Below are 17,636 nucleotides of genomic sequence, written 5' to 3'. Positions count from 1 at the left end.
GCACCATGATCCCGGTTTCGTACGCACAACAGCGTCTCTGGCTGATCGACCAGATCGAAGGGCCGACCGCGCTCTACAACCTGCCGTTCGCGGTGCGCCTGCGCGGCGCACTCGACACCGCCGCGCTGCGTGCTGCGACGGCGGACGTGGTCGCCCGGCACGAGGCCCTGCGCACGGTGTTCCCGGTGGTCGGGGGAGTCCCGGTGCAGCAGATCCTGCCGTCCTCGGAGGCCGACGTCGCCTTCGAGACGGTGGACTGCGCACCGGGCGACTACCCCGCGCTGCGGGACCGGGCCGCCGCCCACGCCTTCGACCTGAGTGCCGAACTGCCGATCCGGGTCACGGTCTTCTCGCTCACGTCCGACCGGTCCTCCGACCGTTCCTCCGGCCGGCCCGCGCCCGCGGCCGGCCCCTGCGACGAGCACGTGCTGCTCGTCGTGCTCCACCACATCGCCGGCGACGGCTGGTCGCTCGGCCCGCTGCTGCGCGACCTCGCCGCCGCCTACACCGCCCGTCTCGGCGGCTCCGCCCCCGAGTGGGAGCCGCTGCCGGTCCAGTACGCCGACTACGCGCTCTGGCAGCGCGACCTGCTCGGCGAGGAGACCGACCCCGACAGCCTGATGAGCCGTCAACTCGACTACTGGAGAGGAGTGCTGTCCGGCCTGCCGGAAGAGCTGGAGCTGCCGGTGGACCGCCCCCGGCCGCCCGCCCCGACCGGAGCCGCCGACGCCGTCGCGTTCGACTACGGCCCCGAACTGCACGCCGCGCTGGCCGCCCTGGCCCGGCGGCACCGCGCCACCCTGTTCTCCGTGCTCCAGACCGGCCTCGCCGCGCTGTTCACCCGGCTCGGCGCCGGCACCGACATCCCGATCGGCACCGGTGTGGCCGGCCGATCCGACGAGGCGCTGAGCGACCTGGTCGGCTTCTTCGTCAACACCCTGGTCCTGCGCACCGACACCTCGGGCGACCCGTCCTTCACCCAGCTCCTCGGCCGGGTACGGGAATCCCAGCTCGAGGCGTTCGCCCACCAGGACGTGCCCTTCGACCGGCTGGTCGAGGAGGCCAACCCGGTCCGCGCCCTCGGCCGCCACCCGCTGTTCCAGACCCTGCTCGTCCTGCAGAACACCGAAGAGGGCGAACTCGGACTCCCCGGACTGGAGTCGGCGCCCGAGCCGCTCGGCCTGCGCGTGGCCAAGTTCGACCTCAACATCGGCATCACCGAGCAGTTCGCCCCCGACGGCGCCCCCGCCGGTCTCACCGGCTCCGCCGAGTACGCGGCCGACCTCTACGACCGCGCCACCGTCACCACCCTGTTCGAACGCCTGGGCCGCCTGCTGGCCGCCGCGGCCGCCGAACCCGAGACGCCGATCGGCGCCCTCGACATCCTCGCCCCCGACGAGCGCACCCGCCTGGACGAGGAGTGGAACGCCACCGCCGCCACCGTGCCGCTCGGCTCGCTGCCGGAGCTGTTCGAGGCGCAGGCCGCCCGCACCCCGGACGCCGTCGCCCTCGCCCACGACGGCGGCGCCGTCGGGTACGCCGAACTCAACACCCGCGCCAACCGGCTCGCGCACCACCTGATCGCCGCGGGCGTCGGCCCGGAGTCCCCGGTCGCCCTGCTCATGGAACGCTCCGTCGACCTGGTCGTCGCCACCCTCGCGGTGCTCAAGGCCGGCGGCTGCTACGTCCCGATGCACGCCAGCCTGCCGCCGGAGCGCATGTCCGCACTGCTCGCGGACACCGCCGCCCCCGTCCTGATCACCGACCGCGCCGACCCGGGCTTCCCGCACACCGCCACCGTGGTCCGCCCCGGCGACGAGGCCGCCGCCCCGGCCCACGACCCCGGCCTGCCCGTCCACCCCGACCGGCTCGCCTACGTGATGTTCACCTCCGGCTCCACCGGCACCCCCAAGGGCGTCGCCGTCCGCCACCGCGACGTGGTCGACCTCGCCGCCGACCGCCGCTGGAAGGACGGCCGCCACCAGCGGATCCTGCTGCACTCGCCGCACGCCTTCGACGCCGCCACCTACGAACTGTGGACCCCGCTGCTGTCCGGCGGCACGGTGGTCGTCGCGCCCCCCGGCGGCCTGGACGCCGAGGCCCTGCACGCCGTCGTCACCCGGCACCGGGTCAGCGCCGTCTTCCTCACCAAGGCGCTCTTCGACCTGGTCGCAGAACAGGCCCCGGAGACCTTCCGCGCCCTGCGGACCGTCTGCACCGGCGGCGAGGCCGCCTCCGGCACCCTGATGCAACGCGTCCTCGACCACTGCCCCGACCTCCTCCTCGCCCACGTCTACGGGCCCACCGAGGCCACCACCTTCGCCACCCACCACCACCTCGCCCCCGCCGACCTGGCCGGCCCCCGGCCGCCGATCGGCGGCCCGCTCGACAACATGCGCGCCCACGTCCTCGACGCCCGGCTGCACCCCGTACCGCCCGGCGTCCCCGGCGAGCTGTACGTGGCGGGCGCCGGCCTGGCTCGCGGCTACTGGCGCCGTCCCGCGCTGACCGCCGAGCGCTTCGTCGCCGACCCGTACGCGCCGGGGGAGCGGATGTACCGCACCGGCGACCTCGTCCGCCGCCGGGCCGACGGCGCGATCGAGTTCCTCGGCAGGATCGACGGCCAGGTCAAGCTGCGCGGCTTCCGGATCGAGCTGGGCGAGATCGAGGCCGTGCTCTCCCGCCACCCCGCCGTCCGCCAGGTCATCGTGGTGCCCCGCGAGGACCGCCCCGGCGACACCCGGCTGGTCGGCTACTGCTCGGTGCTCGGCACCGACCCCGAAGGCACCGACCCCGACGGGACCGCATCCGGGGTGACCGCGGCCGGGGCGACCGCCGAACTCGGCGCCGAACTGAAGCAGTTCGCCGCCGCGACCCTCCCCGGCTACATGGTCCCCTCCGCCGTGGTCGTGCTGCCCGCGCTGCCCCTCAACGCCAACGGCAAGATCGACCGGCGCGCACTGCCCGCCCCCGAGCTGGGCACCGACACCGCAGGCCGCGCCCCGCGCGACGAGCGCGAGCGCACCCTGTGCGCGCTCTTCGAAGAGATCCTCGGCATCGACGACATCACCATCGACGACGACTTCTTCGAACTCGGCGGCCACTCCCTGCTGGCCACCCGCCTCGTGGGCCGGGTGCGCACCGAGCTCGGCGCCGAACTCGCCATCGGCGACTTCTTCCAGGACCCGACCGTCGCGGCCCTCGCCGCCCGGCTCGCCACCGTCGCGTCCCGGCCCCCGCTGCGCCCCGAAATCCGCCCCGAACGCCTGCCGCTCTCCTTCGCCCAGCGCCGCCTCTGGTTCCTCGGGCAGGCCGAGGGCCCCGCCGCCACGTACAACGTCACCCTCGCCCTCCGGCTGACCGGCCCGCTCGACGCGGCCGCCCTCGAAGCCGCGCTGGGCGACGTCGTAACCCGCCACGAGCCACTGCGCACCGTGTTCGGCGAGCACGACGGCGTCCCGTACCAGCGGGTGCTGCCCGCACCCCCCGCGCCGCTGCTCACCGTCACCGACCGCCCGGTCCAGGAGCTCGTCGGCCACACCTTCGACCTGTCCGCCGACGTCCCCCTGCACGCCTACCTGCGCCCCGAGTCGTCCGAGGAGCACGTGCTGCTCCTGGTGATGCACCACATCGCCAGCGACGGCTGGTCGCTGCGACCGCTCTTCCGCGACCTCGCCGACGCCTACGCCGCCCGGCTGGGCGGCGAACGGCCCGCGTGGGAACCGCTGCCGGTCCAGTACGCCGACTACACCCTCTGGCAGTACCGGCTGCTCGGTGACGACACCGACCCGCAGTCCCAGCTGTCCCTCCAACTCGACCACTGGCGCACGGCGCTGGCCGGCCTGCCGGACGAGCTTCCGCTCCCGCTCGACCGCCCCCGCCCGGCGGTCGCCGGGCACCGCGGCGACGTCGTCCCGCTGGAGCTGGACGCGGACCTGCACGCACGGCTCGCCGAGCTGGCCGCCGGCCACGGCGCCACCCTCTTCATGCTGCTCCAGGCCGCCTACGCCACCCTGCTGCACCGCTTCGGCGCCGGCGACGACCTGCCGATCGGCACCCCGCTGGCCGGCCGCCTCGACCCGGCCGCCGACGAACTGGTCGGCTTCTTCGCCAACACCCTGGTCCTGCGCACCGACCTCACCGGCCGGCCCACCTTCGCGGAACTCCTGGCCCGCGTGAGGGAGGCCGACCTGGCCGCCTACGCCCACCAGGACGTGCCGTTCGAGCGGCTCGTCGAGGAGCTCAACCCCGCCCGCACCCTGGCACGCCACCCGCTCTTCCAGGTGATGATCGCCTTCGACAACACCGCTGGCGGCGGCCCCGAGTTCCCCGGCACCCGTACCGCCTACGAACCGCTCGGCCTGCCCACCACCGCGTTCGACCTCACCCTCAACCTCTCCGAGCGCCACCACCCGGACGGCACCCCGGCCGGCCTCGAAGGCGGCCTGGAATTCGCCACCGAACTCTTCGACCGGAGCACCGCCGAACGGCTCGCCGAGGCCCTGATCCACCTGCTCGCCCAGGTCGCCGACGACCCGCACCGCCCCGTCGTCGAACTGGACGTGCTCGGGGAGCCCGGCCGGGCCGCGCTCGCCGAGTGGCACGACACCGCCCGCCCCGGCGCGGACGTCCTCGTCCCGGCGGCTTTCGCCGCCCAGGCGGCGACGACGCCGGACCTCACCGCCCTGGTCTTCGGGGACACCCGGCTGACCTACGCCGAGCTGGACGCCCGCGCCAACCGCCTCGCCCACGGCCTGACCGCCGCCGGCATCAGGCCCGAGGACGTCGTCGCGCTCGCCCTGCCCCGCTCCGCCGAATCGCTGGTCTCCGTCCTCGCCGTGCTCAAGGCCGGTGCGGCCTTCCTCCCGCTCGACGCCGAGTACCCCCGTGAGCGGCTCGCCCACATGCTCGCCGACGCCCGCCCCGCGGCCGTCCTCACCGGCGCCGGCTGGCCCCTGCCCGACGTGCTCGACGGCCTGTCCGCCCGCACCGGCGCCACCGCCCCCGTGGTCCTGGACGCCGCCGAGCAGACCTGGGCCGGGCAGCCCGCCACCGCCCCGGCCGTCCGCCTCCACCCGGCGAACGCCGCCTACGTCATCTACACCTCCGGCTCCACCGGCCGCCCCAAGGGCGTGGTGGTCCGCCACGGCGGCCTCGCCAACCTGCTCGCCTTCCACCGCACCGAGACCATCCCCGCCGCCCGGCAGGGCGACAGCGGGAGGAGGTTCACCTTCGCCCAGGCGGCCTCGCTCTCCTTCGACACGGCCCTGGAGGCGCTGCTCTGGATGGTGGCGGGCCACGAACTCCACCTGCTCGACGACGACCTGCGCCGCGACGCCGCCGCGATCGTCCGCTACGCCGAGCACACCGGCGTCGACGTCCACGACGTCACCCCCGGCCAGGCAGAGCGGCTGGTCGAGGAGGGCCTCCTCGACCGCTGCCCGCCCGCCCTCCTCATGGTCGGCGGCGAAGCCCTCGGCCAGAACCTGTGGACCGTCCTCACCGCCGCCCCCGGCACCGTCGTACTCAACATGTACGGCCCCACCGAGTGCACCGTCGACGCCCTGCACCACCGGCTCTCCGGCGACCCGCGCCCGCTCATCGGCCGCCCCCTGCCCAACCTCCGCGCACACATCCTCGACACCGGCCTGCGACCCGTCCCGCCCGGCGTCCCCGGCGAGCTGTACCTGAGCGGCGACGGGCTGGCCCGCGGCTACCTCGGCCGCCCCGCGCTGACCGCCGAGCGCTTCGTCGCCGACCCGTACGCGCCGGGGGAGCGGATGTACCGCACCGGCGACCTCGCCCGCCGCCGCCCCGACGGCCAGGTCGAATACCTGGGCCGCACCGACCACCAGGTCAAGGTGCGCGGCTTCCGGATCGAACCCGGCGAGATCGAGACCGTCCTGACCGCCCACCCCGACGTCCTCCAGGCCGCCGTACTGCCGTACGAGGACGCCTCTGCGGGCACCCGGCTGGCCGCCTACGTCGTGGCGCACACCCCGCTCGACCCGGCCGCGCTGCGCGCCCACGCCGCCGCCACCCTGCCGGACCACATGGTCCCGGCGGCCTTCACGACGCTCGACGCGCTCCCCCTCAACGTCAACGGCAAGCTCGACCGGTCCGCGCTGCCCGCCCCCGAGTTCACCGCGGCCACCGGCGGCCGGGCCGCCCGCACGGCCCGCGAGGAGATCCTCTGCGGCCTGTTCGCCGAAGTCCTCGGCGTGACCGGGACGGTCTCCGTCGACGACGACTTCTTCGGACTCGGCGGCCACTCGCTGCTCGCCACCAGGCTCCTCAGCCGGGTCCGCACGGCACTCGGCGCCGAACTCGGCATCCGGGACGTCTTCGAGGCGCCCACCGTGGCCGGCCTGGTCCAGCGCCTCGACGGCACCGGGGCACGCCTCGCCCTCACCGCCGGCGAGCGCCCCGAGCGGCTCCCGCTCTCCTACGCCCAGCAGCGGCTCTGGCTGACCGACCGGATGGAGGGGCCGAGCGCGCTCTACAACATGCCGCTCGCCCTGCGCCTGACCGGCCCGCTCGATCCGGCCGCCCTGGAACTCGCGCTCGGCGACCTGGTCGCCCGGCACGAGATCCTGCGCACCGTCATCGCCGAACACGACGGCGAGCCCCACCAGCAGGTCCTCGCCCCCGCCGGCGCCGCGTTCCCCGTCGAACTCCTCGACTGCGCACCGGAGTCCGTGGACGCCGAGGTCGACCGGGCCGCCCGCCGCCCCTTCGACCTGGCGGCCGAGCCGCCCGTCCGGGTCACCCTGCTCCGGGTCGCCGCCGAGGACCACGTCCTGGTCGTCGCACTCCACCACATCGCCGGCGACGGCTGGTCCATGGGCCCGCTGCTGCGCGACCTCGCCGACGCGTACACCGCACGCAGCGACGGCTCGGCCCCCGCATGGCAGCCGCTGCCCGCCCAGTACGCCGACTACGCGCTCTGGCAGCGCGAGCTGCTCGGCGCGGAGGACGACCCCGACAGCCTGGCCGCCGCACAGCTCGCCTACTGGCTCGACACCCTCGCCGACCTCCCGGAGGAGCTGACGCTCCCCGTCGACCGGCCGCGCGGAGCCCGCGCCGACCACCGGGGCGACCGGGTCGCCCTGCCCATCGACGCCGCACTCCACCGGGCGCTCATCGAGGTGAGCCGCGAACACCGCGTCACCCTGTTCATGACCTTCCAGGCCGCACTGGCCGCGCTGCTCACCCGGCTCGGCGCCGGCACCGACGTGCCGATCGGATCGGTCGTCGCGGGCCGCTCGGACGAGGCGCTCGACGACCTGGTGGGCTTCTTCGTCAACACGCTGGTGCTGCGCACCGACACCTCCGGCGACCCCACCTTCGCCGAACTCCTGGGCCGCGTCAGGGAGACCGGCCTCGGCGCCTACGCCCACCAGGACCTGCCGTTCGAGCGGCTCGTCGAGGAGCTCAACCCGGCCCGCTCGCTGGCCCGCCACCCGCTCTTCCAGGTGGCGATGGTCCTCCAGTCCAACGCCGGCGCCGAACTGGAACTGGCCGGCCTGCGCGCCGAGGCGCTTCCCGCGGACACCGGCGTCGCCAAGTTCGACCTCAACGTGACCCTGGAGGAGTTCTTCGGCCCGGACGGCGCCCCCGCCGGACTGGACTGCGCCATCGACTTCGCCACCGACCTGTTCGACCGGGAGACCGCGGAGTCCCTCGCCGCCCGCTTCGGCCGGCTGCTGACAGCGGTGACCGCCCGGCCCGACCTGCGGATCGGACGTGCCGACCTGCTGGCCGAGGGCGAGCGCGCCGAACTCCTCGGCGGCCTGCGCCCGCTGCCCGCCGCGCTGCCCCTCGTCCCGGCCGCTTTCGCCGCCCAGGCGGCGACGACGCCGGACCTCACCGCCCTGGTCTTCGGGGACACCCGGCTGACCTACGCCGAGCTGGACGCCCGCGCCAACCGCCTCGCCCACGGCCTGACCGCCGCCGGCATCGGACCCGAGGACGTCGTCGCGCTCGCCCTGCCCCGCTCGGTGGAGACGGTCGTCTCCCAGCTCGCCGTGCTCAAGGCCGGCGCCGCCTTCCTGCCGCTGGACGCCGAGTACCCGCTGGAGCGCACCACCCACATGCTCGCCGACGCCCGCCCCGCGGCCGTCCTCACCCACTCCGACTGGCCGCTGCCCGAGGCCCTGGACGGCCTGGCGGGCTCCATCGTCCTGGACGCCGGCGAACGCCACTGGGCCGGACGGCCCGCCGACGCCCCGCCCGTCCGCGTCCACCCGTCCGACGCCGCCTACGTGATCTACACCTCGGGTTCCACCGGCCGCCCCAAGGGCGTCGTGGTCAGCCACGGTTCGATCGCCGCACTGCTCGCCGCCCACCGGGCGGAGACCTTCGGCGAGCCCGAGCGCAGGCACGGCCGGATGCGCGCCGCACTGACCGCCTCGCTCTGCTTCGACGCCTCCTGGAACAGCCTGCTGTGGATGGTCGCGGGCCACGAGCTGCACCTCATCGGCGACGACCTGCGCCGCGACCCCGCCGCCCTGGTCCGCCACATCCGCACCACCGGCATCGACGCCCTCCAGTTCACCCCCACCTACGCCGAACAGCTCATCGCCGAAGGCCTGCTGGACGCACCCGCACCGCGCGTGGTGCTGCTCGGCGGGGAGGCGGTCGGCCAGTCCCTGTGGACCCGCCTGCGCGAGGCCCCGGCCACCACCGGCCACAACCTCTACGGCCCCACCGAGTGCACCGTGGACACCCTGCTCCAGGCGTTCGACGGCGCGGAGCGCCCCACCATGGGACGCACCGTCCTCGGCACCCGGGCGTACGTCCTGGACGAGCACCTGAACCCGGTTCCGGCCGGTGTGCCCGGTGAGCTGTACCTGGCGGGTGCGGGGCTGGCCCGCGGGTACCTGGGCCGCCCGGCGCTGACCGCGGAGCGGTTCGTCGCGGACCCGTTCGTGCCGGGGGAGCGGATGTACCGCTCCGGGGACCTGGTCCGCCGCACCCGAGAGGGCCGGATCGACTACCTCGGCCGCACCGACCACCAGGTCAAGATCCGCGGCTTCCGCATCGAACCCGGCGAGATCGAGCAGGTGCTGGCCGGACACGCGAGCGTCCGCCAGGCCGTGGTCACCCCGCACGAGAGCGCGGACGGCGACCGCCGCCTGGTCGCCCACTGCGCGGTCACCGCCCCCAGCCCCGAACTCGCCGTCGAACTCCGCAGGTTCGTGGCGGACGCCCTGCCCGCCTACATGGTCCCGGCGGCCGTCGTCACCCTCGACGCGCTGCCGCTGACCGGCAGCGGCAAGGTCGACCGGCGGGCCCTTCCCGCCCCCGACTTCCAGCTGTTCGCCGGTGGCCGGGCCGCCCGCACGGCCCGCGAGGAACTCCTCTGCGGCCTGTTCGCCGAGGTGCTCGCCGTACCGGGCCCCGTCACCATCGACGACGACTTCTTCGTCCTCGGCGGCCACTCCCTGCTCGCCATGAAGCTGGTCAGCCGGGTCCGGACGGTCTTCGCGGCCGAACTCGGCGTCCGGGACGTCTTCGAGGCGCCCACCGTGGCCGGCCTGGTCCAGCGCCTCGACGGCACCGGGGCACGCCTCGCGCTGACCGCCGGCGAGCGCCCCGAGCGGCTCCCGCTCTCCTTCGCGCAGCAACGGCTCTGGCTCATCGACCGGATGGAAGGCCCCAGCGCCCTCTACAACCTCCCGATCGCCCTGCGCGTCACCGGCCCGATCGACCCGGCCGCCCTGGAACTCGCACTCGGCGACCTGGTCGCCCGGCACGAGATCCTGCGCACCCTGGTCACCGAGCAGGACGGCGAGCCCCGGCAGCGGATCCTCCCGCCCGCCGAGGCCCGGATGCCCTTCGACCACCGGACCACGCCGCCCGCCGACCCGGCGGCAGCCCTGACCGAATGCACCGCCGTCCCCTTCGACCTGGCCGCCGAACTCCCCGTACGCGCCCACCTGCTGCGGCTCGCCGACGACGAGCACCTGCTGGTCCTGGTCCTGCACCACATCGCCGGCGACGGCCTGTCCATGGATCCGCTGCTGCGCGACCTGGCCGCCGCCTACGCCGCCCGCCGTGACGGGGCGCTGCCCGCGTGGCAGCCGCTGCCCGTGCAGTACGCGGACTACGCGCTCTGGCAGCGCGAGCTGCTCGGCGCGGAGGACGACCCCGACAGCCTGTTCGCCGGACAGCTCGCCTACTGGCGCGACGCCCTGGCCGATCTCCCCGAAGAGCTGTCGCTGCCGGTGGACCGCCCCCGGCGGGCCGACAGCAGCCACCGGGGCGACCGCGTGGTCGTCCCGCTCGGCGCCGAACTCCACCGGGAACTGGCCGAGTTGTCCCGCAGCCACCGGGTCACGATGTTCATGACCCTGCAGGCCGGGCTGGCCGCGCTGCTCACCCGGCTCGGCGCCGGCACCGACGTGCCGATCGGATCGGTCGTGGCGGGCCGCTCGGACGAGGCGCTCGACGACCTGGTGGGCTTCTTCGTCAACACGCTGGTGCTGCGCACCGACACCTCCGGCGACCCCACCTTCGCCGAACTGCTCCACCGCGTCCGTGAGACCCAACTCGACGCCCACGCCCACCAGGACGTCCCGTTCGAGCGGCTCGTCGAGGAGCTCAACCCGGCCCGTTCGCTGGCCCGCCACCCGCTCTTCCAGGTCATGCTGCTGCTCCAGGGCGGCGGACGGGCGGCCGCCGGACAGGGCGGGGACCGGCCCGGCGCGCCGGACGGCTCCGCCGGGGCGCCGCTCGACCTGGCGGGACTGCCGGCGACCGTCGAGCCCGTCGGCGGGTACGTCGCCAAGTTCGACCTGTCCATCGCCATGGGCGAGTCCTTCGACGCCGACGGCGCACCCGCCGGACTCGAGTGCGCGATCGACTTCGCCACCGACCTGTTCGACCGGGAGACCGTCGAGTCCCTGGCGGTCCGCCTCGGCCGCCTGCTGGCGGCCGCAGCCGCCCACCCCGATCTGCCGATCGGCCGGGCCGACCTGCTCTCCGCCGACGAGCGCGCCGAACTACTGCCCACCGGACGACGGTTGCCTGCCGACGTGCCGCTGCTGCCCGCCGCCTTCGAAGCCCAGGCGGCCCGCACCCCGGACGCGACGGCGCTGGTCGCCGGGGACACCCGGCTCAGCTGGGCCGAGCTCAACGCCCGCGCCAACGACCTCGCCCACCGCCTGACGGCCGCGGGCGCCGGCCCGGAAACCGTCGTAGCGCTGGCCCTGCCCCGCTCCGCACAGACCGTGATCGCCCTGCTCGCCGTACTCAAGGCCGGCGCCGCCTCGCTCCCCCTGGACGCCGAGTACCCCGCCGACCGGACCGCCGCCATGCTCGCCGACGCCGCACCCGCGCTCGTCGTGACCGGCGACGGCTGGCCCCGGCCCGAACTGCTCACCGGCCTGCCCCTCCTGACCGCGGACGCCCCGGCCGACGACAGCGATCGTCAAGGCCGGGCGCACTCCGGCCCCCCGCCCGCCCCGCGCCCCACCGGCGATCCGGCGCCCCGCGCCGGTGCCTCCGACGCCGCCTACGTGATCTACACCTCGGGTTCCACCGGCCGCCCCAAGGGCGTCGTGGTCAGCCACGGTTCGATCGCCGCACTGCTGGCCTCGCACCGCTCCCCGGACGGCCCGATCGGCGCGACCGAGCGCCGCCACGGCCGCCAGCGCGTCGCACTCACCGCCTCGCTCTGCTTCGACGCCTCCTGGGACGGACTGCTCTGGCTGATCGCCGGCCACGAGCTCCACCTGATCGGCGACGAGGTCCGCCGCGACGCCGCCGCCCTCGTCCGGCACGTTCGGATGGAGTCCCTCGACGTCCTGGAGGTCACCCCCTCCTACGCCGAACAGCTCCTCGAAGAGGGTCTGTTGGACACCCGTGCGTCGTCGAGGACGCCGCGCGTGGTGCTGCTCGGCGGCGAGGCGGTCGGCCAGTCCCTGTGGACCCGCCTGCGCCAGGCCCCGGCCACCACCGCCCACAACCTCTACGGCCCCACCGAGTCCACCGTCGACGCGCTCACCCAGCCGTTCGGCGCCACCGAGCGCCCGGCCCTCGGCGCCACCGTCCTCGGCACCCGGGCGTACGTCCTGGACGAGCACCTGAACCCGGTCCCGGCCGGTGTGCCCGGTGAGCTGTACCTGGCGGGTGCGGGGCTGGCCCGCGGGTACCTGGGCCGCCCGGCGCTGACCGCGGAGCGGTTCGTCGCGGACCCGTTCGTGCCGGGGGAGCGGATGTACCGCTCCGGGGACCTGGTCCGCCGCACCCGAGAGGGCCGGATCGACTACCTCGGCCGCACCGACCACCAGGTCAAGATCCGCGGCTTCCGCATCGAACCCGGCGAGATCGAGCACGTACTGACCCGCCACCCCCGGGTCCTCGCCGCCACCGTCTCGGCGTACGGCGACGACAGCGCGGCCGGTCCCCGGCTGGTCGCCCACGTCGTGGCGGACGGTCCGCTCGACCCGGCCGAACTGCGCGCCTTCGCCGCCGGCTCACTGCCCGGCTACATGCTGCCGACCGCCGTCGTCACCCTCGACGCCCTGCCCCTGACCGCCAGCGGCAAGGTCGACCGGCGCGCCCTTCCCGCCCCCGACCTCACGTCCTCGCCCACCGGCCGCGCCCCCCGCACACCGCACGAGGAACTGCTCTGCGACCTCTTCGCCGACGTCCTGGGCCTGCCCGGCCGGGTCGGCGCCGACGACGACTTCTTCGAGCTCGGCGGCCACTCCCTCCTCGCGATGAAGCTGCTCGGCCGGATCCGTACCGCGCTCGGCGCCGACCTCGGCATGCGGGCACTCTTCGAAGCCCCCACCGTGGACGCCCTGGCCCGGCTCCTCACCCGCCACCTCGACCCGGCCGACGGGACGGCCACCGACGCCCGCAGCGCACTCGACGTCCTGCTCGCCCTGCGCACCGGCGGCGCCAAGGCCCCGCTGTTCTGCATCCACCCCGCCGCCGGCATCAGCTGGGTCTACTCCGGGCTGCTGCGCCACCTCGACCCGGACCGCCCGGTCCACGGCCTCCAGGCGCGCGGCCTGAGCGGGGACTCCCCCTCCTCCGTCACCACGATCGCCGAGGACTACGTACGGCAGATCCGCGCCGTCCAGCCGGAGGGGCCGTACCACCTGCTCGGCTGGTCCTTCGGCGGGGTGGTCGCCCAGGCGATGGCCGTCGCCCTCCAGGCCGACGGCCGGCAGGTCGCCCTGCTCGCCCTCCTCGACGGACTCCCCGCCGACCCCGCCCGGTACGCCGCCGACGGCACACCGCCCTCCGACGACCCGGTCGACACCCTCGCCGAGCTGCTCGCCTCGCTGGGCTACGACCCGGCCGACGGGCGCGGACAGGCCGACCTCACGGCACTCCTCGGCGAGGCGGCCGGCGTCCTGCCCGACGTCTTCGAGCACCACCGCAAGCTGATGGCCGAGCACGTGCCGGACCGCTACCGGGGCGACGCCGTCTTCTTCGGCGCCACCCTCGACAAGCCCGACGGCTGGCCCTACGGGGAGGCCTGGCGCCCGTACGTCGACGGCCGGATCGAAGAGCACCGCATCACCTGCACGCACGGCGCGATGACGCAGCCGGAGCCCATCGCACGGATCGCCGCCGTGCTGGCCGACAAGCTTGGAGCGTGAAACGGAATGACCGCCGCCCCCGTCAAGCCGCCGTCCCCGCCGTCCCCGGTGGCGGAGGGACCGCCCAGGAGCCGTTGGGGCCTGTGGGCCCAGGAGAACTTCCGCAAGCTGTGGATCGGTGAGACGACCAGCGGACTCGGCACCGCCGTCGGAAACGTCGCACTCGCCCTGGTGGCCGTCGTCACCCTGAACGCTTCTCCGTTCATGGTCGGGGTGCTCACCGCCTCCGCATGGGCGCCGTGGCTCTTCCTCGGCCTGGTCGCCGGCGCCTGGGTGGACCGCTGGCCCCGGCTGAAGGTCATGCTGGTCTGCGACCTCCTCCTGCTGGTGCTGTTCGGCAGCGTCCCCGTGGCCGGCTGGCTCGGGGTGCTGACCATGGCCCAACTGGTGGTCGTGGCACTGCTGGCCGGCGCGGTCAAGGTGTTCCTGTCCACCGCGAACAGCGCCGTGCTGACCTCACTGGTGGCCAAGCAGGACCTGCTGGAGGCCAACGTCAAGCTGCGTTCCGGCGATGCGGCGGCGGAGATCGCCGGCCCCGGTGCGGCCGGCCTGCTCTCGCAGGCGTTCGGCGCGGCCAGCGGACTGCTCGCCGACGCGGTGACCTACTTGGTGGCGGCCCTCTTCGTGAGCAGCATCAAGGTCGAGGAGACGCCGCCGCCGGTCTCCGAACGGCGCGGGATCCTGCGCGAGATCGGCGAGGGCGTCCGGTTCCTGGTGCGCGACCCGTACCTGCGCACCCTGGCGAGCTTCGCGGCCGTCGGCAACCTCGGCCTCAACGGCATCCAGGCGGTGCAGACCATCTTCCTGATCCGCAGCGTGGGAGTCTCGCCCGCCGGGGTCGGCGCGGTGTTCGCGGTGGTGTCGGTCGGCGGCCTGGCCGGCGCGGCGCTCGCCGGGCGGATCGCCCGCCGGTTCGGAACGGCGCGCGGGCTGCTTCTCTGCGAGCTGGTGGGCGCGCCGTTCATCCTCCTGCTGCCGCTGGCGGGGGAACGGCTGCCGCTGGCGGCGAGCGCGGTGGCCTGGTCGGTCGCGGTCTGCGGTGTGATCGCCGGGAACGTCATCGCCGGCAGCTTCTACCAGGCGTACTGCCCGCCCGCGATGATCGGCCGGATCCGAGCCAGCGCCTCGACCGTCAACTTCAGCGCCATCCCGGTCGGGGCCCTGCTCGGCGGCTGGCTGGGCGAGGCGCTCGGCGCCCGCACCACCATCTGGATCATGGCGTGCGTGCTGCTCTCGGCCGGCGCGGTCCTGCTGGCGAGCCCGCTCCGCGGCCTGCGCAGCTTCCCCGAGCGCCCCGCGTCCTCCTGACCGCGCCCCGCGTCCTCCTGACCGCACCGCCGCTTCGCGTCCTGCTGCCCCCGCCCTCTCCGCCCCTCCCGCTCCGTCTCCCTCCCGCCCCGGCCCCTGCCCCTGCCTCAGCCGTACCGAACCCTCCTGGAGTCTGCCGTGACCCGCACTGCCCGCCCCCGCCGGTTCCTGATGTGCCGCCCGACGTACTTCGAGGTCAGCTACGCGATCAACCCCTGGATGGACCCGGCGAAGCCGGTCGACACCGACCTCGCCGTCGCCCAGTGGGAGCGGCTGTACGAGCAGTACGTCGCACTCGGCCACCGCGTCGAGCTGATCGACCCGCTGCCCGGTCTGCCCGACATGGTCTACGCGGCGAACGGCGCGACCGTCATCGACGGCAAGGTGCTCGGCGCCCGGTTCCGCAATGCCGAGCGCGCCGCCGAGGGCCCCGCGTACCTGGAGTGGTTCCGGGCCCACGGGTTCACCACCCACGACCCGGTCCACGTCAACGAGGGTGAGGGGGACCTGCTGCTGACCGGCAGCTACCTGCTCGCGGGGCGCGGCTTCCGCAGCGTCTCCGCCGGACACGCGGAGGCCCAGGAGGTCCTCGGCCGCCCGGTGATCGGCCTGGACCTCGTGGACCCGCGCTTCTACCACCTCGACACCGCGCTCAGCGTGCTCGACACCGACCAGGTCATGTACTACCCCGGGGCGTTCTCGGCGGGCAGCCGGGCGGTGCTGCGGCAGCTCTTCCCGGACGCGGTGCTGGTGACGGAGGCGGACGCGGAGGTGTTCGGGCTCAACGTGATGAGCGACGGCCTGAACGTCATGCTGCCGGAGGCGGCGACCGGGGTGGCCGCCGCGCTGCGCGAGCGCGGCTTCCGGCCCGTCGGGATGGACCTCTCGGAGCTGTTCAAGGGCGGCGGCAGCGTGAAGTGCTGCACCCTGGAGATACGCGAGTCGGCCTGACCGGCGCCCGCACGGCGCGGCCACCCGGATGTTCCGGGTGGCCGCGCCGTCGTCGTATCCGCCGTGTGGAGCCGCCCCGGCCGAACGTGCGGGCCCGCTGGGGGACTTCGGCGGGAGCCGGCGCACACCGAGGTGGGCAACCGGATCCTGCCCGAGCGCGAGGCCCCCGGACCACCGCCGGGAGGTGCACCGGGCACGGCACGTCACTGCACCGCGTTGAGGTGCACCGGGCACGGCAGCTCGCTGCTCCGCGTTCGCCGCGCGCTCGACCGGCGGGATCGGCACGGGCCGGCCCGGCCGGAGGCCGGTCAGAGCTGGAGTTTGAAGCCCACGTGGGAGGCGGTGAAGCCCAGCCGCTCGTAGAACCGGTGGGCGTCGGGGCGGGTCTTGTCGGAGGTGAGCTGGACGAGTCGGCAGTCCTGGCGGCGGGATTCGGCGACGGCCCACTCGATCAGCTCGGCGCCGAGGCCCTCGCCGCGGGTCGAGGCGTGGACGCGTACCCCCTCGATGACCGAGCGGGTCGAGCCCTTGCGGGAGAGGCCCGGGATGATCGTGAGCTGGAGGGTGCCGACCACCTCGCCGGCCCGGTCGGCCACGACGACCAGCTGGTTCGGGTCGTCACGCAGGCGGGCGAAGGCCGCCAGGTAGGGAGAGAGGTCGTCGGGGGACTCGCGGGTCGCGCCGAGCGCGTCGTCGGCGAGCATGGCCACGATGGCCGGGAGGTCGGCTTCCGAGGCCGGGCGGATCTCGATCTTGGTCATGGCGCGCATGCTAGTTCGGCGGCGCGGCGCGCGACGAGAGCCGCCGGACGGCGTGCGGCCCGCGGCCCCGCCCACACCGCCACCGTCCTGCGCCCTGCATCGTGCGTCGTGCGAGCAACGAGCAGACGCCCTGCGGCCCCACAGCTCTTCGGGCTGTGGGGCCGCAGGGCGTCGGGCCGGCGGTTCCTCGTCAGGTCGTTCGTGGCCGGAGGCCGTCCGGGTCCGGGGGCCGGAGCAGGGGCGTCGAGGCCGGCGCGGGCAGGCGCAGTGCCACCGCCGCGCAGTGGCCCTCCGGCACCAGGACGTCGGTCAGGGACCAGCCGGGCGGCGGGGCCGGGGCCGGGCCCGCGCCGACGTAGTCCCCGGCAGGGTCCTCGGACAGGCCCACGCCCAGACCCTTGAGGTAGGCCTCCTTGCGGGTCCACACCCGGGTGAAGGCGCGTGCCTGCTCGTCCGGGGGCAGGGCCGCCAACTCGGCGGCCTCGCGGGGGTGGAGGATGTCGGAGGTCTCCGCGACCACGTGCAGCGGTGGCACCGCCTCGACGTCCACGCCGACCGGGGTGGTGGCGAAGGCGAGCAGGCTCAGGCCTTTGCAGTGCGACAGCGAGAAGTGCAGCGTGTCGCCGGGCAGCACCGGGCGGCCGTGCGGCTCCCCGCAGCCGGGGCACGGCGCCCGGGACACCGTCACCGCGCCGGGCGGCAGTCCCAGGTAGCCGCCGAGGAGGCGGCGCAGTCCGACGTGGGCGCACAGGTAGGTGTCGCGGTCGGAGCCGTGCAGGAACTTGGCTGCTTTGGCCAGTTCCTGACGGTCCAGCAGCGACGGGGCGTGTCGGGCGGCCGTCACCCGGTGGGTGACGGTGTCCACCAGCCACACCTGGGGAGTGCCCGGGTGCAGCGGTGAGTTCGTGGGCGGAGCCACGTACACGCCCGCCAGGGGGGTCGGGGTCAGTGGCGGGCGGAGGGCGGTCAGGGCGGGTTCGGGCATGGCAACCTC

Annotated in this window: 5 protein-coding genes; 3 read left to right on the top strand and 2 right to left on the bottom strand. The window is 74.9% G+C overall.

From position 1 onward, the window contains the following. Positions 1-5 precede the first annotated feature (5 nt). The 3 genes from OG764_RS10300 to ddaH all read left to right on the top strand — a co-directional run bounded on the left by OG764_RS10300 (position 6) and on the right by ddaH (position 15,881). Positions 6-13,622 carry a non-ribosomal peptide synthetase gene (locus tag OG764_RS10300; RefSeq protein WP_328968121.1) on the top strand — a complete coding sequence of 4,539 codons (13,617 nt, stop codon included), beginning with the start codon at positions 6-8 and terminating at the stop codon, positions 13,620-13,622. A gap of 6 nt (positions 13,623-13,628) precedes the next feature. Further along, on the top strand, positions 13,629-14,930 hold the full coding sequence (locus OG764_RS10295; protein WP_328968120.1) for an MFS transporter: 1,302 nt from the start codon (positions 13,629-13,631) through the stop codon (positions 14,928-14,930). A gap of 138 nt (positions 14,931-15,068) precedes the next feature. After that, complete coding sequence (gene ddaH, locus OG764_RS10290; RefSeq protein WP_443055881.1) at positions 15,069-15,881, top strand: dimethylargininase; 813 nt, start codon at positions 15,069-15,071, stop codon at positions 15,879-15,881. A gap of 308 nt (positions 15,882-16,189) precedes the next feature. On the opposite strand, the gene OG764_RS10285 is transcribed toward ddaH, so the two are convergent. Together OG764_RS10285 and OG764_RS10280 are read right to left on the bottom strand one after the other, a co-directional pair. Continuing rightward, entirely contained in the window at positions 16,190-16,642 is a 453-nt protein-coding gene (locus tag OG764_RS10285; protein ID WP_328968119.1) for a GNAT family N-acetyltransferase, read from the bottom strand. Between the two features lie 190 nt (positions 16,643-16,832). Next, positions 16,833-17,627, bottom strand: a complete 795-nt coding sequence (locus tag OG764_RS10280) for a 4'-phosphopantetheinyl transferase family protein (protein ID WP_328968118.1) — start codon at positions 17,625-17,627, stop codon at positions 16,833-16,835. Between the last annotated feature and the right edge of the window lie 9 nt (positions 17,628-17,636).

This window comes from Streptomyces sp. NBC_00239 (genome assembly GCF_036194065.1).
Lineage (GTDB): Bacteria > Actinomycetota > Actinomycetes > Streptomycetales > Streptomycetaceae > Streptomyces.
Note: the sequence above shows the minus strand (reverse complement) of the source record. Positions and strands in the feature narration are given on the sequence as shown.